Origin of the sequence: Streptomyces sp. NPDC052114 (assembly GCF_040680155.1) — a bacterium.
GTDB lineage: Bacteria > Actinomycetota > Actinomycetes > Streptomycetales > Streptomycetaceae > Streptomyces.
The window spans coordinates 33,493-56,135 of sequence record NZ_JBFAWC010000004.1 but is presented as its reverse complement, the minus strand read 5'-3'; the positions used below and the strand labels follow the sequence as shown (position 1 = coordinate 56,135).

Here is a 22,643-nt window from a genome sequence, read left to right as displayed (position 1 = left end):
GGCGCACCCGCTTACATTGCTTCCATATAGCAGAACAAACTTTCCACAATGCGGAAACTGAAGCTCACCGCGGGGCGCGACGGGAGCCGAAACCGCCAGCCGTACTCGTCGGCCGTCAAGGCCGCCGAAGCTGTCGAAGCCGTTGTCGAAGCAGGAGAACTCCCATGGCACGTATGACCGCTGCCCGCGCGGCAGTCGAGATCCTCAAGCGCGAAGGCGTCGTCAACGCGTTCGGAGTGCCGGGCGCCGCGATCAACCCCTTCTACAAGGCGCTCAAGGAGGGCGGTGGCATCGACCACACCCTCGCCCGCCACGTCGAGGGCGCCTCGCACATGGCCGAGGGCTACACCCGGACCAACCCGGGCAACATCGGTGTCTGCATCGGCACGTCCGGCCCGGCCGGCACCGACATGATCACCGGTCTGTACTCCGCGATCGGCGACTCCATCCCGATCCTCTGCATCACCGGGCAGGCGCCGAGCCACCTGCTCGCCAAGGAGGACTTCCAGGCCGTCGACATCGCGTCGATCGCCAAGCCGGTCACGAAGATGGCCGTCACCGTCCTGGAGGCCGCGCAGGTCCCCGGCGTCTTCCAGCAGGCCTTCCACCTGATGCGCTCGGGCCGTCCGGGCCCGGTCCTCATCGACCTGCCCATCGACGTCCAGCTGGCCGAGATCGAGTTCGACCCGGAGACGTACGAGCCGCTGCCGGTCTACAAGCCGGCCGCGACCCGCGCGCAGATCGAGAAGGCGATCGGCTTCCTCCTGGAGTCCGAGCGTCCGCTGATCATCGCGGGCGGCGGCATCATCAACGCCGACGCCTCCGACCTGCTGGTCGAGTTCGCCGAGATCACCAACACCCCTGTCGTGCCGACCCTGATGGGCTGGGGCACCATCCCCGACGACCACGACCTGAACGCCGGCATGGTGGGCCAGCAGACCGGCCACCGCTACGGCAACGCGACGTTCCTGGAGTCGGACTTCGTCCTCGGCATCGGCAACCGCTGGGCCAACCGTCACACCGGCTACAAGCTGGACGTGTACACCAAGGACCGCAAGTTCGTGCACGTCGACATCGAGCCGACGCAGATCGGCAAGATCTTCGCGCCGGACTACGGCATCGCGTCCGACGCCAAGGCCGCGCTGGAGCTCTTCGTCGAGGTCGCGAAGGAGCTGAAGGCCGCGGGCAAGCTGCCCGACCGTTCGGAGTGGGTCGCCTCGCACCTGGAGCGCAAGTCCACGCTCCAGCGCCGCACGCACTTCGACAACGTGCCGATGAAGCCGCAGCGCGTCTACGAGGAGATGAACAAGGCCTTCGGCCCGGAGACGCGCTACGTCACCACCATCGGCCTCTCGCAGATCGCGGGCGCGCAGATGCTGCACGTCTACAAGCCGCGCCACTGGATCAACTGCGGCCAGGCGGGTCCGCTGGGCTGGACCATCCCGGCCGCGCTCGGCGTCGCGAAGGCCGACCCGGAGACCCCGGTCGTCGCCCTCTCCGGCGACTACGACTTCCAGTTCATGATCGAGGAGCTGGCGGTCGGTGCGCAGCACCGCATCCCGTACGTCCACGTCCTGGTCAACAACGCCTACCTCGGCCTGATCCGCCAGGCCCAGATCGGTCTGGACATCAACTTCCAGGTCAACCTGGAGTTCGAGAACCAGAACAGCCCGGAGCTGGGCGTCTACGGCGTCGACCACGTCAAGGTCGCCGAGGGCCTGGGCTGCAAGGCGATCCGCGTCACCGAGCCCGACGAGCTGCTGCCGGCCTTCGAGCAGGCCAAGAAGCTCGCGGCCGAGCACCGCGTGCCGGTCGTCGTCGAGGCCATCCTGGAGCGCATCACGAACATCGCGATGAGCAAGACGGCCGACATCTCGGACGTCTCGGAGTTCGAGGAGCTGGCCACGGAGCCGGGTCACGCGCCGACGGCGATCCGGCCGCTGAAGGTCTGACGCACGGCTGAACACTGAAGGGGCGGTCCACCCGGCGGGGTGGACCGCCCCTTCGGCGTGCGCGGGCCGCTGCCGTGCCGAGGCGTGTGCCGGTCGCCGCCGTGCTGAGACGCGCACCGGTCTCTCCCGTACCGAGGCGTGCGGCGGTCTCCGCTGTGCTGAAGCGTGCGGCGGTCTCCGCTGTGCTGAGGCGCGCGGCGGCGGTCTCCACCGGGCTGACGCACCCGCACAGGGGGGGCGGCCGCGAGCGGCCGAGCGGCACGGCTCCGTGCGCCTGCTCGCCCTGGCGCGCGAGACCGCCCGGCGCGCGGGGGATGGGGAGGCCGTTCGGCGGCTCCACGGCTCCGTCGCCCGTGCGCAGGGCCCGTATCCTCCGGTGCCCAGGGCCGTACCGCGGCGCACGGGACGGGGGCGGCCGGTTCCCGAGGGCCCGCACGGCAGGCCCGGACGCCCGCACACACACAGAAGAGCGCCGAGCACGGGACCGTCCGTGCTCGGCGCTCTGGCCTGATGGGGATGAACGTGGTTGCCGCCCGACGGCGCGCGACTGGCGGAACATGCATGCGCGCTGCCGGGCGGAGTCTGTGGGACCTCCGGGGCGAGTGGAGGATTCGGCTGGGACCGCGGCGGCCGCGACGGAACCGTCGGTTTCCCTCCCTCAGGTCGAGAGGAGAGCCGTCGGACCTTGACCACCGCACTGGCTCGCGAAGCCGCCGCGGACCCGTGCCTGCCCGCTGTTCCACGGGACCACCCCTCATCCGGGTCCGTGGCGGTGCGGGCTCAGCACCGGTGGGTCGACCTCCCGTCAACCCACCGATGCAGCCTGGGAGTTGCTGCTCGCTCAGTCCTCGCGCAGGGCGCGGACGGCCTCTTCGACGCGCTTGCCGTAGTCGGCGTCGGCGGCGTGGAAGTGGGCGAGGTTCTTCTCGATGACGTCGTCGCGGGAGACCTGCGAGAGGCCGCCGGCGATGTTCGCCACCAGACGCGACTTCTCGTCCTCCGACATCAGGCGGTAGAGCTCGCCCGCCTGGAAGAAGTCGTCGTCCTTGGTGTGGGCCGGGGCCTCGTGCGTACCGGTGTGGCCGTTGACGGCCAGCGGCGCGGACAGCGGCTTGCCGGTCTCGGCGGGGCCGTCGTACGAGTTGGGCTCGTAGTTCTTGCGGTCGCGGCCGTAGGCGTTGGACGCCATCAGACCGTCGCGGCCGTAGTTGTCGGCCTTGGCCGCCTTGGGGGCGTTCACCGCGAGCTGGGTGTGGTTGACGCCCAGGCGGTAGCGGTGCGCGTCCGCGTAGGCGAACAGGCGGCCCTGGAGCATCTTGTCCGGCGAGGGGCCGATGCCCGGCACGAAGTTGTTCGGGGAGAACGCGGCCTGCTCGACCTCGGCGAAGACGTTGTCCGGGTTGCGGTCGAGGACCAGGCGGCCCACGCGCTGCAGCGGGTAGTCCTTGTGCGGCCACACCTTGGTGAGGTCGAACGGGTTGAAGCGGTAGTCCGCCGCGTCCGCCGCCGGCATGATCTGCACGTGCAGGGTCCAGGACGGGTTCACGCCGCGCTCGATGGCCTGGAGCAGGTCCGTCTGGTGCGAGTTCGGGTCCTTGCCCGCGATCTCGGCGCCCTGCTCGGCGGAGAGGCTGCGGATGCCCTGGTTCGTCTTGAAGTGGTACTTGACGAAGAAGGCCTCGCCCTGGGCGTTGGTCCACTGGTAGGTGTGGGAGCCATAGCCGTTCATGTGGCGGTACGAGGCGGGGATGCCGCGGTCGCCCATCAGCCAGGTGATCTGGTGCGTGGCCTCGGGGGCGTGCGCCCAGAAGTCCCAGACGTTGTCCGGCTCCTGCTTGCCCGTGAAGGGGTCGCGCTTCTGGGAGTGGATGAAGTCGGGGAACTTGATCGGGTCCTTGATGAAGAACACCGGGGTGTTGTTGCCGACGAGGTCGTAGTTGCCCTCTTCGGTGTAGAACTTCAGCGCGAAGCCGCGCGGGTCGCGGACGGCGTCCGCACCGCCGAGGTTGTCCGCCACGGTGGAGAAGCGGAGGAAGACCTCGGTGCGCTTGCCGATCTCGCTGAGGAAGTCGGCGTGGGTGAAGCCGGTGACGTCGTCGGTCACCTCGAAGTAGCCGTACGCGCCGGAGCCGCGGGCGTGGACGACGCGCTCCGGGATGCGCTCACGGTTGAAGCGGGCGAGCTTCTCCAGGAGGTGCTGGTCCTGGAGCAGGATCGGGCCACCGACGCCGGCGGTGGCGGAGTTCTGGTTGTCGGCGACGGGGGCGCCGGACTCGGTCGTAAGCACGCGCTTCGACATCGTGACCTTCCGTGCTGTGACTGCTGAGCTGCTGAGGTGTTCGGAGCGTAAGGACCCCTGAACAGCTACGTCAACAGTTTGTTGAAGTTGATGATGTGGTTCCGGGCCGCGGCGACGCCTGGGCGCGACAGGACAGGTGTCAGCGCCGCCGCGGCCCGGAAGACTGGGTGCTCCGGGGCCGGTGAGGCCTTAGAGCTGGGCGCCGGAGAGGCGCTCGACGGCGCGGAGCAGCGCCGAGTGGTCGAGGCCGCCGTCGCCCTGGGTGCGCAGCGAGGCGACCAGCTGGGCGACCACGGCGCCGACGGGCAGGGCGGCACCGACGTTGCGGGCGGCGTCGGTGACGATGCCCATGTCCTTGTGGTGCAGGTCGATCCGGAAGCCGGGCTTGAAGTCCCGGTTCAGGAAGTTGTCCTTCTTGCGGGTCAGCACGGTCGAGCCCGCGAGTCCGCCGTTCAGGACGTCGAGCGCGGCCTGCAGGTCCACACCGGACTTCTCCAGGAAGACCACGGCCTCGGCGCACGCCTGGATGTTCACGGCGACGATCAGCTGGTTGGCGGCCTTCACGGTCTGGCCCGAGCCGTGCGGACCGCACAGCACGATGGTCTTGCCGAGGGCCTCCAGGAGCGGCTTGGCCTCGTCGAAGTCGGCCTGCTCACCGCCGACCATGATGGAGAGCACGGCCTCGATGGCACCGGCCTCGCCGCCGGACACCGGGGCGTCCAGGACGCGGATGCCCTTGTCCTTGGCGGCCTTGGCCAGGTCCACCGAGGTCTGCGGCGTGATCGACGACATGTCGATGAGCAGGGCGCCCGACTTCGCGTTCTCCAGGATGCCGTCGGCACCGTACGCGATGGCCTCGACCTGCGGCGACGCGGGCACCATCGTGACGACGACGTCGGCATCCTTGACGGCTTCGGCGATGGACTTCGCCACGGTGCCGCCGGCGGCGGAGAGCCGGTCCAGCTTGTCCTGCTCCAGGGTGAAGCCGGTGACGGAGTAACCCGCCTTGATCAGGTTCTCGGACATGGGGGAGCCCATGATGCCGAGGCCGATCCACGCGATCTTGGGAAGGTTGCTCATGAGGGTGCCTCTCTAACTGCTTTGGTACGTCGGTGAGTTGGCGCTCAGCGCGCGGCGCGGGCCTCGGCGGGCAGCCAGTCGAAGGCCTCGGCGCTCGGACGGTCGCCCGCCTTGTACTCCAGGCCGACCCAGCCCTCGTAACCGGCCTTCTTGAGCTGGTCGAGAAGGGCCTCGAGGGGGAGTGAGCCGGTGCCGGGGGCGCCGCGGCCGGGGTTGTCGGCGATCTGCACGTGGCCGGTCCTGGCGACGTACTGCTCGATGACCGAGGGGAGGTCCTCGCCGTTCATGGACAGGTGGTAGAGGTCCATGAGGAACTTCGCGTTGCCGAGTCCGGTCGCGGCGTTCACCTTGTCGACGATCTCGATCGCCTTGGGCGCGCTCACGATCGGGCAGAGCGGGGACTCCGGCTTGTTCAGCGCCTCGATCAGGAGGATCGCGCCGACGCGGTCGGCCTCGCGGGCGGCCAGCGTCAGGTTCTCCAGCGCGAGCGCGTCCTGGACGGCCTCGTCGACGCCGTCCACGCGGTTGCCGTACAGCGCGTTCAGGGCCTTGCAGCCGAGCGACTGCGCGAAGTCCGCCGCCACCGAGAGGTTGGCGCGGAACTTCTCGCTCTCCTCGCCGGGGATCGACAGGGCGCCGCGGTCGGGGCCCGGCAGCTGTCCGGCGTAGAAGTTCAGCCCCACCAGCTGGACGCCGGCGTCCTCGATCGCCTTCTTCAGGGCGTCGAGCTCGGACTGCTCGGGGGTGGGGGCGTCGACCCAGGGCCACCACAGCTCGACCGCGGTGAAGCCCGCCTTCGCGGCGGCCGCGGGGCGCTCCAGGAGCGGGAGCTCGGTGAAGAGGATCGACAGGTTCACATTGAAGCGCTGGTCGGAGTATCCCATGGGGCTTCCGCGCTCCTTCCGTATTGCGGAAGTTCATTTCTGTCTGGTGGAAGACTGCCTCCGATCTGCGGAAGCTGTCAAGAGGGGGCTGCCGAAATTTCGCGTGGCCGGGCTAGGTTGGCCGCGTGCGATTGAGAGTGGAGTTCACGACCGAACCCTTCGACCTCGACGAGGCCCCGGCGCATGCGCTCGTCGCCCGCGAGGTCATCCAGGGGGCCCCGCTGGACGCGGTGGACGTAGGACCGTTCGGCAATACGGCGGAGGGTGACGTCGACGCGGTGCTGACCGCCGTCGACGCGATGCTGCGCAAGTCCCTCGGGGCGGGCGCCACCCGGGTCTCGCTGCAGGTCAACGTGATCGGCGAGCCGGGGCGGGCGTCGGAGTCGGGGGAGGGGGATAAGTGACCGGTCTGGGGGACGACCCGTTCGTCACCGCGGTGAAGCCGCTGGTGGACGCCATGGGCGGCGTGATGATGCCGCCGGAGCAGGCGGGGGCCGACGACGTGGTCCTGGCCTGGGAGGGCGAGGACGTGGTGGCCGTGCGGCTGCCGCAGCTCGCCGACTCGCTGGACCACATCCTGCTGGCCCTGGAGCGCAAGCAGGGCCGGCCGCTCGCCGAGCTCGACCGCAAGGCCAAGCAGGAGGTCGTGCGCATATTGGAGGCGCGCGGGGCCTTCTCCGTGCGGCACGGTGTCGAGACTGTGGCAGGGGCCCTAGGGGTCAGCCGCTTCACCGTGTACAACTACCTGAACAGGGAGAACGCCGCGAAGGGCGAATAATCCCCCCTGCCGGGGTACCCCTGAGTCACGCTGCGCAGCCGAGCCGTCACCCGTATTGCCGGGTGGCGGCTTCTTTGTTCAAGTTATTTCAACAAACTGTTGACGCGGTGTTGTTGAAGGTCTTAGCTGTTCCGCAGCCCGTCCAGCACAAGGCCACGGAGGCTCCCGTGACTTCGAGTACGACACCGGGCATCGCCCGGTTCAACGCCTTGGAGGAGGCCGCGGCCACCGCCGCCCTCCACGAGGCATGTGCCTCTTCGGCCTGGGGAAGCAAGCTGCTTGCCCAGCGCCCCTTCACCACCGCCGACGCCCTCTTCGCCGCGAGCGACGCCGCCATGGCCGAGCTCACCGCGGAGGACCTCGCCGAAGCGATGGCGGGGCACCCGCCGATCGGCCGCCCGAAGCCGGGAGACCCGACGTCCGCCCGCGAGCAGCGCGGGATGGCCGGGGCCTCCGAGGAGCTCAAGGCCGAACTGCTCGAACTGAACCTGGCCTACCAGGAGAGGTTCGGACACGTCTTCCTCATCTGCGCGACCGGCGCCACCGCCGAGTTCATGCTCGGCCAGCTCAAGATCCGGATCGAGAACCGGGCGGAGGAGGAGCGGGAGATCGTGCGCGGTGAACTGGGCAAGATCAACCGCATCCGGCTGACCCGTCTCGTAGAAGAAGGAAACGACGCATGAGCACCGACACCACCGCTTCGGTGTCCACCCACATCCTGGACACCAGCCTCGGACGCCCCGCCGAGGGCGTCGCCATCTCGCTGTCGGCCCGCGGTGGCGCCGGCGAGGAGTGGAAGGCGCTCGGCGGCAGCGCGACCGACGCGGACGGGCGCTGCAAGGACCTCCCGGCCCTGCCGGAGGGCACCACCCACGTGCGTCTCGACTTCGAGACCGAGGCGTACTTCCTGACCAAGCAGAACAAGCAAGCCGAGGCGCAGCAGGACGCCCCCGCGAATCGGGACAGCGGTGCGACCGGAGCGTTCTTCCCGGAGGTGGCGATCACGTTCGCCGTCACGCCGGGCGAGCACTACCACGTACCGCTGCTGCTCAACCCGTTCGGCTACTCCGTTTACCGAGGGAGCTAGCAGACATGCCCACCATTCTGGGACAGAACCAGTACGGCAAGGCTGAGAACCGGGTCGTAAAGATCACGCGGGACGGCGACACCCACCACATCAAGGACCTGAACGTCTCCGTCGCCCTCTCCGGCGACCTGGACGACGTCCACTACAACGGCTCGAACGCCAACTGCCTGCCGACGGACACGACGAAGAACACCTGCTTCGCGTTCGCCAAGGAATACGGCATCGAGTCCGCCGAGCAGTACGGCATCCACCTCGCGCGGCACTTCGTCGACAGCCAGCCCTCGATCCACCGGGCGCGCATCCGCATCGAGGAGTACAGCTGGGAGCGCATCGGCGGCTCCGACAGCAACGCCAAGTTCATCGGCGCCGACGAGGTCAAGCACTCCTTCGTCCGCAAGGGTCAGGAGACGCGGCTCGCCCAGATCACCTACGACGGCGAGAACTTCGAGGTCCTCTCGGGTCTGAAGGACCTCACCGTGATGAACTCCACGAACTCCGAGTTCTGGGGCTACATCAAGGACAAGTACACGACCCTCCAAGAGGACTACGACCGCATCCTCGCCACCTCCCTGTCCACCTGGTGGCGGCACAACTGGACCAGCGACGAGCAGCGCATGCCGAGCTGGGAGCGTTCGTACGAGCAGGCCAAGAAGCACATCCTGCACGCCTTCGTGGAGACGTACTCCCTCTCGCTCCAGCAGACGCTGTACCAAATGGGTTCGCGGGTCATCAACAACCGCAGCGAGATCGACGAGATCCGCTTCTCCGCGCCCAACAAGCACCACTTCCGTCAGGACCTCTCCGCCTTCGGACTCGACAACGAGGCCAAGGACGGGGCCGTCTACTACGCCGCCGACCGCCCCTACGGCCTCATCGAGGCCACCATCCTGCGGGACGGCGTCGAGCCGAAGATCCCGGTCGACATGACCAACCTCTGACGCGGGACGCGCGCCCCCGCCCCACCGCAGTGGGCGGGGGCGCGCCACACCGGAGGGAACAGCAATGGCACAGCCTGCATCGGGGCCGGCAGAAGGCCCGTGTTCCACCCCACCGATGAACAGTGACAGTTCCGACGGAGCGTCGACTCCCGGCTGTCACCCGGTGGATGAGAAGCTCCACCCCTCGCGGCTCGTCCCCGCCGCGCTCCAGCACATCGCCGCCATGTACGCGGGTGTCGTCACCCCTCCGCTCATCATCGGACAGGCCTGCGGCCTGGACACCGTGGCCCAGACCCGGCTCATCGCCGCCGGTCTGCTGATCGCCGGTCTCGCCACCATCCTGCAGACCCTCGGCGTCAAGGGCTTCGTCGGCAACCGCCTGCCGTTCGTGAACGCCGCCTCCTCGGCGGGCATCGCGCCCATCCTCGCCATCGCCGAGACCAACGCCAAGGGCGACCAGCTACCGGCGATCTACGGCGCGGTGATGGTCGCGGGTGTCTTCTGCCTCGCCGTCGGACCCTTCTTCGGCAAGCTGCTCCGCTTCTTCCCGCCGCTGGTCACCGGGGTCGTCATCACCCTCATCGGCGTCACGCTGATGCCCGTGCCCGTGAAATGGGCCCAGGGCGGCGACGACACCGACCCGACGTTCGGCGACATGAAGTACCTGGCGCTCGCCGCCTTCACGCTCGTCGTGATCCTCCTCTTCCAGCGCTTCGGACGCGGCTTCCTCAAGCAAGTCGCCCTGCTGGCGGGCATGTTCATCGGTACGCTCGCCGCGATCCCCTTCGGCATGGCGGACTTCACCTCCGTGCAGTCGGCGCCGCTGGCCGCGCTGCCCACGCCGTTCGCCGCGGGCGCGCCCACCTTCCAGCCCGCCGCGATCCTCTCGCTCTGCATCGTGATGCTGGTCCTGATGACCGAGTCGGCCGCCGGCATGCTCGCCCTCGGCGAGATCTGCGACCGCAGGACCGACGGGAAGACCATCACCCGCGGCCTGCGCACCGACGGCATCGCCACCCTGGTGGGCCCCGTCTTCGGTGGCTTCCCGACCTCCGCCTTCGCGCAGAACGTCGGCGTGGTCTCGCTGACCCGCGTCCGCAGCCGTTATGTCGTCGCCGTCGCGGGCGGAGCGCTCATCGTGCTCGGCGCCTTCCCGGTGCTCGGCGCGGTCGTCAACGTGGTCCCCATGCCGGTCCTCGGCGGCGCGGGCATCGTCCTCTTCGGCTCCATCGCGGTCAGCGGCATCCGTACGCTCTCCGAGGCAGGCCTGGACGACAGCTCCAACATCATCCTGGTGGCCGTGTCGCTGGGCGCGGGCATCATCCCGCTCGCCGCACCCACCTTCTACGCGGAGTTCCCCGCCTGGGCGCAGACCGTCCTCGGCTCCGGCATCAGCGCCGGCGCACTCGTCGCGGTCACGCTCAACCTCTTCTTCCACCATCTCGGCACCCGTAGCAGCGTCGAAGCGGCTGCGGCACTCAAATCCTCCTAGGGTCCTGCCGTGCCCAATCGCCACTCACGAAATGAAGGAAGCACCATGGCACCTTCTTCGGCAGACCGCATCGTCATCGAGAACGTCGCCATCGCGACGGTCGACGCCAACGACACCGAGTACGCCTCCGGGTACATCGTCGTCGCGGGCAACAAGATCGAGTCCATCGGCGCGGGCAAGGCGCCCGAGGGCCTGGAGAACGTCGTGCGCCGCGTCGACGGCACCGGCCACCTCGCCACGCCCGGCCTGGTCAACACGCACCACCACTTCTACCAGTGGATCACCCGGGGCCTGGCCACCGACCACAACCTCTTCAACTGGCTGGTGGCGCTGTACCCGACGTGGGCGCGCATCGACGAGCAGATGACGTACGCGGCGGCGCAGGGCTCGCTGGCGATGATGGCCCGCGGCGGTGTCACCACCGCCATGGACCACCACTACGTCTTCCCGCAGGGCTCCGGGGACCTCTCCGGTTCGATCATCCGTGCCGCCTCCGAGATGGGCGTCCGCTTCACCCTGGCCCGCGGCTCGATGGACCGCAGCGAGAAGGACGGCGGCCTGCCGCCGGACTTCGCCGTCGAGACGCTTGAGGGCGCCCTCGCCGCCACCGAGGAGACCGTCAAGAAGCACCACGACGCCTCCTTCGACGCGATGACGCAGGTGGCCGTCGCGCCCTGCTCGCCGTTCTCCGTATCCACCGAACTCATGCAGCAGGGCGCCGAGTTGGCCCGCCGTCTCGGTGTACGCCTGCACACCCACGGCAGCGAGACGGTCGAGGAGGAGAAGTTCTGCCACGAGCTCTTCGGCAAGGGCCCGACCGAGTACTTCGAGTCGACCGGCTGGCTGGGTGAGGACGTGTGGATGGCGCACTGCGTCCACATGAACGACTCCGACATCGCCGCGTTCGCCCGCACCGGCACCGGCGTCGCCCACTGCCCGTCCTCCAACGCCCGACTCGCCGCCGGCATCGCCCGCGTGCCCGACATGCTCAGGGCGGGCGTCCCCGTCGGCCTCGGCGTCGACGGCACCGCCTCCAACGAGTCCGGCGAGCTGCACACCGAGCTGCGCAACGCCCTGCTCATCAACCGTCTCGGTGCCCACCGGGAGGCCGCGCTCAACGCCCGCCAGGCGCTGCGCCTGGGCACCTACGGCGGCGCACAGGTCCTCGGCCGGGCCACGCAGATCGGCTCGCTGGAGGCCGGCAAGCTCGCCGACCTCGTGCTCTGGAAGATCGACGGCATCGGGCACGCCTCGATCGCCGACCCGGTGACCGCGATCGTCTTCGGCGCGGCGGCCCCGGTCACCCTCTCCCTCGTCAACGGCAAGCCGGTCGTCGAGGACGGCCGTCTGCTGCACGCCGACGAGGACGCCATCGCCCGCTCCACGCGGGACGAGGCACAGCGTCTCGCGCGGATCGCCGCCGAGGCCTGACACCTGGAACTCCGGTCGGGGGGGACGGCCCCCGGCCGGACTTGAGCAGCCGAGCGGGCTGCTCAAGTGCCGCCCCGGAACGCGGCCCAAAGCCTCGCGTTCCCGGGGCGGTCAGCACTACCTGGGCGCAACACCACCGGCCACGCCGGTACCTCTCAGCACCACCCACAACTTCACATCGAGCAAGCCCTTGCACCACGCATCACCTCCCAGAAGCGAAAAGTGCCGGCCGCGGGCCGGGACTGGAAAACAACAGGAGGAGCCACAGTGGCCACCAAGCCCAGGTTCACCAAGCAAGGCACCACCCCGGACCCCGAGTCGGACGAGGGATCCATACAGGCCGTACACCCGGTCGACGAGAAACTCCCACCCCTGAAGATGGCCACCACGGGCCTCCAGCACGTGGCCGCCATGTACGCGGGCGTCGTCGCCCCGCCCCTGATCGTCGGCGCGGCCATCGGCCTGTCCGCCAAGGAGCTCACGTTCCTGACCGGCGCCTGTCTGTTCACCGCGGGTCTCGCGACCTTCCTGCAGACCCTCGGCATCTGGAAGATCGGCGCCCGCCTGCCCTTCGTCAACGGCGTCACCTTCGCCGGTGTCGCACCCATGCTCGCGGTCGTCGACTCGACCAAGGACAAGGACGACGCGCTGCCGATCATCTTCGGCGCGGTGATCGTCGCGGGCATCCTCGGCTTCATCGCCGCGCCGTTCTTCTCCAAGATGGTGCGGTTCTTCCCGCCGGTCGTCACCGGCACCGTCATCACCCTCATCGGCATCTCGCTGATGCCGGTCGCCTTCGGCTGGGCCCAGGGGCCCGCGCCGGACGCCGACGACTACGGCTCGACGAAGAACCTCGCCCTGGCCGGCATCACGCTCGTCATCGTGCTGCTGCTGCGCCGCTTCACCACCGGCTTCGTCAAGCAGATCGCGGTCCTGCTCGGCCTGGTCATCGGCACGCTCGTCGCGATCCCCTTCGGCGTCACGGACTTCAGCCCGGTCGGCGACGCGGACATCGTCGGCTTCCCCACGCCGTTCCACTTCGGTGCCCCGCAGTTCGCGGCCGCCGCGATCGTCTCGCTCTGCGTCGTCATGGTCGTCTCCATGACCGAGTCCACCGCGGACATGCTGGCGCTCGGTGAGATCGTGGACCGCCCCGCCGACGAGAAGACGATCGCCGCCGGTCTGCGCGCCGACACCCTCGGCTCGGCGATCAGCCCGATCTTCAACGGCTTCATGTGCAGCGCCTTCGCGCAGAACATCGGTCTCGTCGCGATGACGAAGATCCGCAGCCGCTATGTGGTCGCCGCGGGGGGCGGCTTCCTGGTCCTGATGGGTCTGTGCCCGATGGCCGCCTCGCTGATCGCGGTCGTGCCGCGCCCGGTGCTCGGCGGCGCGGGCGTGGTCCTGTTCGGCTCGGTCGCGGCGAGCGGCATCCAGACGCTGGTCAAGGCGAACCTGGAGCGCGACAACAACGTCCTGATCGTGGCCGTCTCGCTGGCCGTCGGCCTGATCCCGATCGCGGCGCCGGAGTTCTACCACGCGTTCCCGGAGACCGCGAAGATCATCCTCGACTCGGGCATCTCGACGGGCTGCGTGGCGGCCGTGCTCCTGAACCTGGTCTTCAACCACATCGGCAAGGGCCGCGACGACGACGACGTCACGGCGCCGATGGAGCCGGGCGGCGAGATCGCCGAGACGCGGGTGCCGGGGCAGGCGGTCGCGCACTGAGCCGACGGCCCCAGGGCCACCAGGTTGCTCCGGCGGCCTCCCGCACGGTCAGGTTCCGTGCGGGAGGCCGCCCTTCGAGTCTTCGGGGCCCGGCGCTCCTTCGGGGCCCTCAGCCGTCGACGTCCATGGCGTCGCCCTGGCCCGCCGCGCCCCCGCCCCCACGGGGGATGACCTTGATGACCTTGCCGTTCTTGTCGCACAGCTCCGCGCGGAGGATGTGTCCCGGCTGGATGCCCTTCCAGAAGATGACCTCCTGCTGCTGGACGAAGGACGTGGTGCCCAGGGTGTCCACCAGGTCGATGCCGCCGGGCGCGTCGATCACGTAGCGGTAGCCGCTGCCGTCCGGCTGGCGCGCCCAGTCGGGCACGTAGCCGCCGGGGGAGCGGGTGGTGCTGACGAAACCGGTCTTCTGGAGCAGCTTCTGGTAGTGCCGCAGGCTCGCGGGCAGCTTCTCGTTCCAGGGCTTGAACCCGGAGCCGAGGATCTGGTCGGGCGTCCTGCCGTCCCAGCGGTACAGCAGCTCGCTGTCCTTGCGGTAGCGCAGCGGCGGGAGGGGGCGCCCGCCGCCCGCCTTGTCCTCGCGCATCGACTTCACCTTGGCCGGGTCGATGCCGTAGGTGCTCTCGCCGAATCCCGCCGCGGGCTGGGGCGTCGGTGTGGTCGAGCGCGGGTGGGTGTCCCGCTCGGCCATGAACGTGGGGTAGTCGTACTCGTTCGCCTCGGAGTCGTAGCCCCCGTCCGAGATCTCCTCGGCGTCGGAGAAGTCCCGCTTGTCGATGTCCATGGTGTCCCCGTCGGACGCCCGCTGGACAGGGGTCCGACCGGTCGCCGCCCGCTGCACGGCGGGCAGTTCGCCCTGGCCGAGCATCCGGACGACGGCGGCGTTGCCCGCGGTGCTCTGCAGGGCGAGGAGGCGCTGCATCGGGGTGCCGTCTCCCGCCGTGGCTCTGCGGGCGGCGGCTCGTGACGTCGCGGGTTCGGTCGTCCTGGCGTGCTCGTGTTCGCGCAACGGGGGGCTCCTCGGTGACAGAGGCACCCAGTCTTCCCGGTGGGGCCTCTGCCGTGCCAGAAGCGGAAGGGCAGCGTCAGGTGCCCGAACGGGCAGGTGGATGCGCCCGCGGCGGGCGATGCGGGCGGCCCCGAGGTCTTCCGCAGCCGGGGTGCGCTGACGTAACGTCGTGGCGCCGCCGATCGCATGGCGGAAGTTACTTTCCAGTCGGTTACGTCTGCCCTGTTCCGCGTCTCATGAACTCCCACGGAACAGGGGCGACTTCCGGCGTCTCGCAACGGAAGAAGCGCCACCCATGAGTTCTGAAACGAAGTCCGCCGACGCGCGTGCCGGCGCCCCCGAAGTCCACCCGGTCGACGAGGTCCTGCCGCCGGGCCGCATGCTCATGGCGAGCCTCCAGCACGTCGCCTCCATGTACGCCGGCGCCGTCTCCGTCCCGCTCGTCGTCGCCGTCGCGGCGAAGATGTCCCCGGGCGACACGGCCGTGCTCATGGGCGGCAGCCTCCTGATGGCGGGCATCGCGACCCTGCTCCAGACCCTCGGCATCGGCAACTTCATCGGTTCGCGGCTGCCGTTCGTCAACGGCGTCTCGTTCGCGGGCGTCGGCGTGATGCTGACGATCATCGCCACGCAGGGCGGCGTCGAGGCGGGCATGCCGGTCGTCTTCGGCGCGATCATCGTGTCGAGCCTCTTCGGGTTCCTGGTCAGTTCGTACTTCTCGCGCCTGGTCCGCTTCTTCCCGCCGGTCGTCACCGGCTCGGTCATCACCCTGATCGGCGTCTCGCTCATCCCCGTCGCGTACGACTGGATCGTCGACGACTCCACGACCGGGACCCCGGAGCCCAGGAGCATCGGCCTCGCGGGCGCCACCGTCCTGATGATGCTGCTGCTCCAGCGGTTCACGCGCGGCTTCCTGAAGCAGATCAGCATGCTCTTCGCGATGGTCTTCGGCACGCTGCTCGCGATACCGATGGGCCTCGCCGACTTCTCCAAGCTGGACGGCGCCGCCCTGGTCGGCATCCCCTCGCCGCTGCACTTCGGCGCCCCGGAGTTCAACCTCCCCGCGATCATCTCGATGTGCGTCGTCATGCTGGTGATCCTCACCGAGTCGACCGCCGACATGATCGCCCTCGGCAAGATCGTCGAGAAGGACGTCGACGAGAAGACCATCGCCCGCGGGCTGCGCGCCGACGCCCTCGGCTCCGCGCTCAGCCCCCTCTTCAACGCCTTCCACGCCAGCGCGTTCGCGCAGAACATCGGCCTGGTCGTCATCTCCAAGGTGCGCAGCCGCTTCGTCGTCGCGCTGAGCGGCGCGATCCTCGTCCTGATCGGCCTCAGCCCGGCCGCGGCGGCGCTCATCTCCGTCGTCCCGATGCCGGTCCTCGCCGCCGTCAGCCTCTTCCTCTTCGGGTCCATCGCGGTCAGCGGCATCCAGACCCTGCTCCAGGCCGACCTGCACCGCGGCGACAACGCCCTCATCGTGGTCGTCACCCTCGGCGCGGGCCTCGCCCCGGCCCTCTCGGACGGCTTCTACGCCGCGTTCCCGGACTGGGCGCAGATCGTCCTCGGCTCCGGCATCTCGACCGGCTGCATCCTCGCCGTGGCGCTGAACCTGGTCTTCAACCACCTCGGAGCGAAGGCGGGTTCGGCCTCGGGGCCGACGCCCGCGGAGTCGGAGCCCGTGGTCACGCACTGACTCCTCCCGGGCCGGACCGCCCCCGCCCGGCGTGCCACGTCCAGGCGTTGCGCACACTGTGCGCATCTGTGTACGGTGTTCGCAACGCGAGCGCGCCGGGCGCTCCGTCAGGGGAGGAACCATGGCGAGGAACGGGAGTCGGGGTCGGCAGGGCACTCAGGGCGGGGGCCTGTCCGAGGCGCGCCTCGGACAGATGCGCGAGGTGCTCGCCGGGCACGTCGAGTCCGGGGCGATCCCCGGACTCGTCGCACTGGTCGCCCGCCGGGGCGAGGTCCACGTCGAGGCGCTCGGCACCCACGAGGCGGGCGGCGCGGGCACGCCGATGCGCCGCGACACCATCTTCCGCATGGCGTCCGTGACCAAGCCCGTCACGACGGCGGCCGTGATGATCCTCGTCGAGGAGTGCCGGCTGCGGCTCGACGACCCGGTCGACCCCTGGCTCCCCGAGCTCGCGGACCGGCGGGTCCTCAAGCGCCTCGACGGCCCGGTCGACGACACCGTTCCCGCCGAACGGCCCATCACCGTAAGGGACTTGCTCACCTTCACCAACGGCTTCGGCATGGTGGTCGCCGCGCCCGGCACTTACCCGGTCCAGGACCTCATCGCCGAGTCGGGCATCGGGGCCTTCGGCCAGGTGCCGACCTGTGGGCCCGACGAGTGGATGGCGCACCTCGGCAGGCTTCCGCTGATCTGTCAGCCCGGGGAGCGCTGGCTCTACAACACCGGATCCGACGTGCTCGGCGTACTCGTCGCCCGGGTCACGGGCCGGTCGTTCGGGGCGTTCCTCCAGGAGCGCGTCTTCGGCCCGCTGGGCATGCGCGACACCGGCTTCCACGTACCCGCCGACAAACTCCACCGCCTGCCCACGAGTTACGCCCACGACCCGGAGACCGGCGAGCTGGAGGTGTGGGACGAGGCGGCCGGCGGGCGCTACAGCCGGCCCCCGAAGTTCGAGTCGGGCGGCACCGGCCTGGTGTCGACCGTCGACGACTTCAACGCCTTCTACCAGATGCTCCTGAACAAGGGGACGTACGCCGGCGAGAGCATCCTCTCCCGCCCCTCCGTCGAGCTGATGACGATGAATCACCTCACCCCGGAGCAGGCGGCGGAGAAGAACGGCCTGCCCGAGTACTTCGGCGCGCACGGCGGCTTCGGCTTCGGCATGGCGGTCCGCACCCACCGGCGCGACCTCGCGTCCGTCGGCCAGTTCGGCTGGGACGGCGGCCTCGGCACGACCGCGTACGCGGACCCGGCCGAGCAACTCACCGGAATCCTCCTGTCCCAGACGGCGATCGACACCCTCGACACCCCGCGCCTGCACCGGGACTTCTGGACGACGGCGTACCAGGCGATCGACGACCGGGCAGGCGACGATCAGGCGGGCGCGGACCGGCCATGAGGTCGGCCCGTCGGGGTGCGGCACCGATGAATCCGGCGCGCCGCTGCGCCCTGTCGGCGGACGTGACCGATCCGCGACGCCGAGGCGGCCAAGTGCCGGATCTCCGGCACTGAGGCACCGTGGGGGAGGGGCGCGGCAGAGGACAAGGCATCGACGTTGACGTCGGATTCATGCCGGACCCGGACGGGCCCCCGCTGCTGGAATCGGAGTCATGTCCTCGCCCACTCCCTTCCCCACCGCCACCCGCGCCACGGCGGCCCCGCACCTCGACGGCGCGCCCGGCGCCGGGGAGCGGCCGGCTCTCGTCTCCTGGCTCGCCGTCCTCTCCCTCGCCCTCGGGATCTTCTCGATCGTCACCACCGAGATCCTCCCCATCGGCCTCCTCACCCCCATCGGTGACACCTTCGCCACCTCGGACGGCACGTCCGGGCTGATGATGATGCTGCCGGGCCTGCTCGCCGCCGTCGCCGCGCCGGCGGTGACCGTCACCACCGCACGCGTCGACCGGCGCCGCATGCTCGCCCTCCTGATGGCGGTGCTCGCGCTCGCGAACCTCCTCGCCGCCTGGGCGCCCGTGTACGGGGTGATGATGGTCTCCCGCGTCCTCGTCGGCTTCGTCATCGGCGCGTTCTGGTCCATCGGTGTGGGGCTCGCGTCCCGTCTGGTGCCGCCGGAGCAGGTGGGCCGGGCGACCGCCGTGATCTTCTCCGCCGTCCCGCTCGGCTCCGTCCTCGGCGTGCCCGCCGGTACGCTTCTCGCCCAACTGGCAGGCTGGCGCTGGGTGTTCGTCGCGATGGGGCTCCTCACGCTGACGGTCCTCGTCGCGCTCCTCATGACCCTGCCGCCGCTGCCGCCGCAGCAGGTCACCCGGCTCACCGTGCTGCGCGACCTGCTCCGCACGGGCCGCGTCCGGGCCGGGATCGCGGTGACGTTCCTGATCGTGACGGCGCACTTCGGTACGTACACGTACGTCACCCCGTTCCTCGCGGAGGTGACGCACGCGGGCCCCGGGCTCGTCACCGGGTTCCTGCTCGCCTACGGCGGCGCGGGCGTCGTCGGCAACTTCCTCGGGGGCGCGTGGGTCCGGCGCGCGCTGCGGACCACCTTCGCGGTGGCGGCGGCACTCCTCGCCTCGGCGACGCTCCTCCTGCCGCTCCTGGGCACGAGCCGCTCCGCGGCGCTCGTACTGCTCCTGGTCTGGGGCCTCGCGTACGGCGCGGTGCCGGTCTGCTCGCAGACGTGGTTCGCGACCGCCGCGCCGGGCGCCCCCGAGGCGGCGTCCGTCCTGTTCACGTCGTCGTTCCAGGCGACGATGGCCGTCGGTGCGCTGGCGGGCGGCACGGTCGTGGACGCGACGTCGGTCTCCGTGGTCATGGTCCTCGGAGGCATCGCGGCGGTCCTGGCGGCATCGGCGATCGCGGCCGTACGCAAGCCCCTGGACCTCAAGGCGAGTTGAGGCCCCGGAACTCCCGGCCCTCCGGACGGCCCCGCTCCTGCCCCGACCTGATCAGGGCGCGTCGTACCAGGAGTACGCGGCGATCCGCCAGCCCTGCGGGGTGCGGACGAACTGGAAGGTGTGCGTGCCGCCGCCCTCGAAGGGCTCGCCGTCCAGGACGCCGGACTTGCCGTACGTGCCGAACCGCGAGGCGATGTCGCCGACGATGTCGGTGCGTTCGGAGGTCTCCCACTCGCTGAACTCCGCGAGGCGCCCGCCGGACAGCAGTTCCAGGCGGGGCGCGATGAACTCGTCGACGGTGCAGGCGGCGTACCCGGGGCCGGTCCTGCAGATCACGCCGCCCGGCACCAGCAGGTCGCGGACGCGGTCCAGACCGGCGGCCCTGCCGTCCCGTGTGTCGAGGGTGCCGAAGAACTCGGCGGTCAGCGCGTCGATCTCGGCCTTGGACATGCGGGGACAGTAACACCGGTGCCTTCGCGGGCTCCCGGGACACCGGTGCCTCCACGGGCTCCCGGCGCCGCTACCTCCCGCACACCGCAGCCGAGTTGACGGACCCGCCGCCGTTCTCGTCGTCCGTGCCGAGGACGGCGGTCCGGGTGCCGGGCACGCACTCCACCGCCTCGATCTTGTGGCCCTTGAACGTCGCCAGGACATCGGGGGACGTGTCGACGGAGAGCCGCACCCCGCCCGAGCGGCTCACCGACACCTTCCCCGCGTCGAGGACGGCGGAGTCGAAGGGGCCGTCGTCGCCCGCGTCGGATGCCGCGCCGACCAGCAGGCGGCCCGCGTCCGTGACGGAGAGGTCGGAGGCGTGCCGGACGTCCCCGGTCGGGTAGGGCGCGCGGAAGCGGGCGGTCGTGACCGGGCCGAAGTCGGCCTCGCCGTACTTGTTGAAGGAGAAGGGCGCCGCGTGCACCGTCGCGGGGCGGTCCTCGCCCGCGCCGCGGTCGGCCCAGACGGCGGCCATCCTCCCGTGCCGGGAGGTCAGCGCGAAGCTCTCGTAGTCGTCGCCGTCGGCGATCGAGGGGAGCGGGGAGGTGTCGAGGACCTCGGCCTCGGAGCCGGTGACCTTGAGGTGGTAGACGAGGCCGCGGCTGGCGAGCGCCACGTACTCGTCGGGGGCGCCCGGCACCGCCTCGATCGCCTCCAGGTCGACCGGCTCGCCGCCGCCCGCCCAGGCGAGCGGTTCGACCACGGCGGAGCGGCCGGGGCGGTAGGTGAGGTCGGCGACGCGGTTCTGGCCGGGCTTCTTGTTGTCGCGTACGACGAGCGCGTGGGTGGCGCCGCCCGCGCGGGCGGCGAGGGCGAGGCCGCTGATCCCTGAGGTGATGTCGTTCCCGGCCCGCTGCCAGCCGTCGCCGGCCCGTTGCCCGCCGTCCCCGGCCCGCTGTCCGCCCTCGCCCGCCGCGTGCGGGGCCGCCGCGGCGCCCGGGGTGACGAGAGCGGCAAGGACGACGGGGGTCAGCACGGCCGTACGAAGGAACATGGGGGTCTCTCACCTCGGTGCAGGTTGACGCGCGTAGACGGGGAGTTGGCGGGGACCGTATCCGTTTCAACCTGTGAGTGGCAAGAGGTGGGCGCGGGTGCGCGGAGCGCCGACGGCGCTCCGCGCGAGGGAGTCGCCCCGCACCGGGGCGGCGACTACCCGATGTGGTACGGGTCCCCGTAGACCTTCCAGTCCAGCGGGGTGTTGAGGTTGAGATTCCCCTTCTTCAGGAAGACCCGCTGCGCGGTGTCGACCCGGCTGGTGTCCTCGTGCGCCTCCTCCTGCTTCATCGCCCAGACGCGCGCGTCGAGGAAGGCGTTCAGGTACGCCACCTCGTCGCCGCCCTGCGCCGGCGGCTTGGCCGAACGCAGCGCGCGCTTGCGGATGTTGCGGAAGCTGGTGGAGTCGCCGCCGTCGCCGTGCATGACGATCGCGTCGTAGTAGCAGAACTGGCCGAGCACGCCGATGCCGTCCGCCTTGCCCTGCTTGACCGCGGGGTTGAAGTAGACGCGGTCGCGCTCGTCGTTCTGCGCCTTGCGGAACTCCTCGTCGGAGTCGGCGGCCCGCTCCCAGTCGGGCTTGAACGTCGGGTCGAGCCCCTCGTGCGAGTCGGTGCCGTCGACCCGGCGCAGGGCGGGGAGGTACTTGGCGAGGATGTTGCCCGGCTTGCGCTGGGTGTAGAGCTCGACCAGGTCGAGCATGTCGCCGGTGCCGGAACAGAAGCCGATGATGCCCGCGGTGTAGCCGCGGCCGTCGTCGATGTCCTCGCAGTATCGATACTGCTTCTTCCATTCCAGCGAGGAGTTCTCCGCGCTGCAGACGATCTGCATCGCGATCTCCTTCTTCGCCGGGTCGTCGAGCCCGCCGGCCCTGGCCCCGGAGGAGGTCTGGGTCGCGGTGGCGGTCTGTGTGGCGAGGAGCGGTCCGGCCACGGCCGCGGCGCCGATGAAGGCGAGCAGCTTGCGGCGCGAGGTGTGCGGCATGCGCGGGGGTATGTGGGGGGTCTCCACGAGGGCCTCCAGGAGGGGGAGTTCATGGTTCCGCGTTCTGTTAGGAAGGTTTCCTACCAGAGATTCGGCATGACGTATACCCGTCAAGACACAATCCGTCGGCGGCGGGGAATGGCCGGACCTCACCCTGGCCCCCGGCCCCACCCGTCCGTACGCTCCCCTCGCTCACGCAATCCGCTCCAGGCACCCGCAATGCGTTCCACGCACCACAGGCACTTCTCCCACCCCCCTCCTCCGTCATGGATCGGAGAATCATGGCTGGTGCACTGCTGCTGAGCGGCGCCGTCGCGGCGCTGTTCGGAACGACTCTCCCCGCGCACGACGCGACCGCGATCCTGCAGCCTCCCCCTGACAAGATCGTGATCGAGGTCGCCACGGTGAACGGCTCCGGCTGCCCCCTGGGCACCGCCGCCGTCGCCGTCTCCGAGGACAACACGGCGTTCACGGTCACCTACAGCGACTACATCGCCAAGACGGGCGGCGGCGCGGACCCCACCGCGTTCCGCAGGAACTGCCAGCTCAACCTCATCGTCCACGTCCCCCAGGGCTTCACGTACGCGATCGCCAGCGCGGACTACCGCGGCTACGCCTCCCTCCAGCAGGGCGCCAAGGGCACGGAGAAGGCGTCGTACTACTTCCAGGGCTCGCCCAACACGGCCTCGATCAGCCATGAGTTCAAGGGCACCTACAACGACAACTGGCAGGCCACCGACACCACGGACTGGGCCCAGCTGGTCTGGGCGCCGTGCGGGGTGCGGCGCAACTTCAACATCAACACGGAGCTTCGGCTCGACGCGGGGACCTCGGATCCCGCGAAGACGAGCTTCATGACGATGGACTCGACGGACGGCGACATCAGCACCGTCTACCACCTCGCGTGGAAGGAGTGCCCGCGCGCCTGAATGAGGGGCGGCGCCC

The 22,643-nt window shown here is 70.0% G+C and carries 20 protein-coding genes; 13 read left to right on the top strand and 7 right to left on the bottom strand.

The window, feature by feature from the left end; genetic code table 11:
• Positions 1-164 precede the first annotated feature (164 nt).
• A complete protein-coding gene (gcl, locus tag AB0L89_RS10255; RefSeq protein ID WP_365137390.1) occupies positions 165-1,952 on the top strand; it encodes a glyoxylate carboligase in 1,788 nt (595 codons plus the stop codon).
• Positions 1,953-2,793: 841 nt separating this feature from the next.
• Here the strand turns inward: gcl and AB0L89_RS10250 are convergent.
• The 3 genes from AB0L89_RS10250 to AB0L89_RS10240 all read right to left on the bottom strand — a co-directional run bounded on the left by AB0L89_RS10250 (position 2,794) and on the right by AB0L89_RS10240 (position 6,215).
• Positions 2,794-4,251, bottom strand: coding sequence for a catalase (locus tag AB0L89_RS10250; RefSeq protein ID WP_365137387.1), 1,458 nt, complete (start codon positions 4,249-4,251; stop codon positions 2,794-2,796).
• 189 nt (positions 4,252-4,440) lie between these two features.
• Positions 4,441-5,331, bottom strand: a complete 891-nt coding sequence (locus AB0L89_RS10245) for a 2-hydroxy-3-oxopropionate reductase (protein ID WP_365137384.1) — start codon at positions 5,329-5,331, stop codon at positions 4,441-4,443.
• A gap of 44 nt (positions 5,332-5,375) precedes the next feature.
• The gene (locus AB0L89_RS10240; protein ID WP_365137381.1) at positions 5,376-6,215 is read right to left on the bottom strand and encodes a TIM barrel protein; all 840 of its coding nucleotides are present in this window, start codon (positions 6,213-6,215) and stop codon (positions 5,376-5,378) included.
• A 125-nt stretch (positions 6,216-6,340) separates the two neighbouring features.
• Here AB0L89_RS10240 and AB0L89_RS10235 point away from each other — a divergent pair, with 125 nt between their 5' ends.
• From AB0L89_RS10235 to AB0L89_RS10200, 8 genes are all read left to right on the top strand, one after another.
• Positions 6,341-6,619 (top strand): hypothetical protein, encoded by a 279-nt coding sequence (locus AB0L89_RS10235; protein ID WP_365137379.1) that lies wholly within the window; start codon positions 6,341-6,343, stop codon positions 6,617-6,619.
• On the top strand, positions 6,616-6,993 hold the full coding sequence (locus AB0L89_RS10230; protein WP_365137376.1) for a helix-turn-helix domain-containing protein: 378 nt from the start codon (positions 6,616-6,618) through the stop codon (positions 6,991-6,993). Before AB0L89_RS10235 ends, AB0L89_RS10230 begins: the two co-directional genes overlap by 4 nt.
• A gap of 167 nt (positions 6,994-7,160) precedes the next feature.
• Positions 7,161-7,676: a 2-oxo-4-hydroxy-4-carboxy-5-ureidoimidazoline decarboxylase gene (gene uraD, locus AB0L89_RS10225; protein ID WP_365137373.1), complete on the top strand. Its 516-nt coding sequence runs from the start codon at positions 7,161-7,163 to the stop codon at positions 7,674-7,676.
• Entirely contained in the window at positions 7,673-8,080 is a 408-nt protein-coding gene (uraH, locus tag AB0L89_RS10220) for a hydroxyisourate hydrolase (protein ID WP_365137370.1), read from the top strand. Before uraD ends, uraH begins: the two co-directional genes overlap by 4 nt.
• A 5-nt stretch (positions 8,081-8,085) precedes the next feature.
• Complete coding sequence (gene pucL / locus AB0L89_RS10215; RefSeq protein ID WP_365137367.1) at positions 8,086-9,018, top strand: factor-independent urate hydroxylase; 933 nt, start codon at positions 8,086-8,088, stop codon at positions 9,016-9,018.
• 64 nt (positions 9,019-9,082) lie between these two features.
• Positions 9,083-10,510 carry a nucleobase:cation symporter-2 family protein gene (locus tag AB0L89_RS10210; RefSeq protein ID WP_365137364.1) on the top strand — a complete coding sequence of 476 codons (1,428 nt, stop codon included), beginning with the start codon at positions 9,083-9,085 and terminating at the stop codon, positions 10,508-10,510.
• Between the two features lie 45 nt (positions 10,511-10,555).
• Positions 10,556-11,941, top strand: a complete 1,386-nt coding sequence (locus tag AB0L89_RS10205; RefSeq protein ID WP_365137361.1) for an 8-oxoguanine deaminase — start codon at positions 10,556-10,558, stop codon at positions 11,939-11,941.
• Between the two features lie 378 nt (positions 11,942-12,319).
• A complete protein-coding gene (locus tag AB0L89_RS10200) occupies positions 12,320-13,669 on the top strand; it encodes a nucleobase:cation symporter-2 family protein (protein ID WP_365138535.1) in 1,350 nt (449 codons plus the stop codon).
• Between the two features lie 109 nt (positions 13,670-13,778).
• On the opposite strand, the gene AB0L89_RS10195 is transcribed toward AB0L89_RS10200, so the two are convergent.
• Positions 13,779-14,678 carry a hypothetical protein gene (locus tag AB0L89_RS10195; protein WP_365137358.1) on the bottom strand — a complete coding sequence of 300 codons (900 nt, stop codon included), beginning with the start codon at positions 14,676-14,678 and terminating at the stop codon, positions 13,779-13,781.
• Between the two features lie 295 nt (positions 14,679-14,973).
• Here AB0L89_RS10195 and AB0L89_RS10190 point away from each other — a divergent pair, with 295 nt between their 5' ends.
• The 3 genes from AB0L89_RS10190 to AB0L89_RS10180 all read left to right on the top strand — a co-directional run bounded on the left by AB0L89_RS10190 (position 14,974) and on the right by AB0L89_RS10180 (position 19,229).
• The gene (locus tag AB0L89_RS10190) at positions 14,974-16,374 is read left to right on the top strand and encodes a nucleobase:cation symporter-2 family protein (RefSeq protein ID WP_365137355.1); all 1,401 of its coding nucleotides are present in this window, start codon (positions 14,974-14,976) and stop codon (positions 16,372-16,374) included.
• Between the two features lie 121 nt (positions 16,375-16,495).
• Positions 16,496-17,773 carry a serine hydrolase domain-containing protein gene (locus AB0L89_RS10185; protein ID WP_365137352.1) on the top strand — a complete coding sequence of 426 codons (1,278 nt, stop codon included), beginning with the start codon at positions 16,496-16,498 and terminating at the stop codon, positions 17,771-17,773.
• Positions 17,774-17,984: 211 nt separating this feature from the next.
• Positions 17,985-19,229 carry an MFS transporter gene (locus AB0L89_RS10180; protein ID WP_365137349.1) on the top strand — a complete coding sequence of 415 codons (1,245 nt, stop codon included), beginning with the start codon at positions 17,985-17,987 and terminating at the stop codon, positions 19,227-19,229.
• 51 nt (positions 19,230-19,280) lie between these two features.
• On the opposite strand, the gene AB0L89_RS10175 is transcribed toward AB0L89_RS10180, so the two are convergent.
• From AB0L89_RS10175 to AB0L89_RS10165, 3 genes are all read right to left on the bottom strand, one after another.
• On the bottom strand, positions 19,281-19,679 hold the full coding sequence (locus AB0L89_RS10175; RefSeq protein ID WP_365137346.1) for a DUF4440 domain-containing protein: 399 nt from the start codon (positions 19,677-19,679) through the stop codon (positions 19,281-19,283).
• A gap of 70 nt (positions 19,680-19,749) precedes the next feature.
• Entirely contained in the window at positions 19,750-20,715 is a 966-nt protein-coding gene (locus AB0L89_RS10170) for a hypothetical protein (RefSeq protein WP_365137343.1), read from the bottom strand.
• A gap of 155 nt (positions 20,716-20,870) precedes the next feature.
• Entirely contained in the window at positions 20,871-21,698 is an 828-nt protein-coding gene (locus AB0L89_RS10165) for a chitosanase (protein ID WP_365138532.1), read from the bottom strand.
• Between the two features lie 281 nt (positions 21,699-21,979).
• Between AB0L89_RS10165 and AB0L89_RS10160 the strand changes: the two genes are divergently transcribed.
• Entirely contained in the window at positions 21,980-22,627 is a 648-nt protein-coding gene (locus AB0L89_RS10160; protein WP_365137340.1) for a DUF4360 domain-containing protein, read from the top strand.
• Positions 22,628-22,643 lie beyond the last annotated feature (16 nt).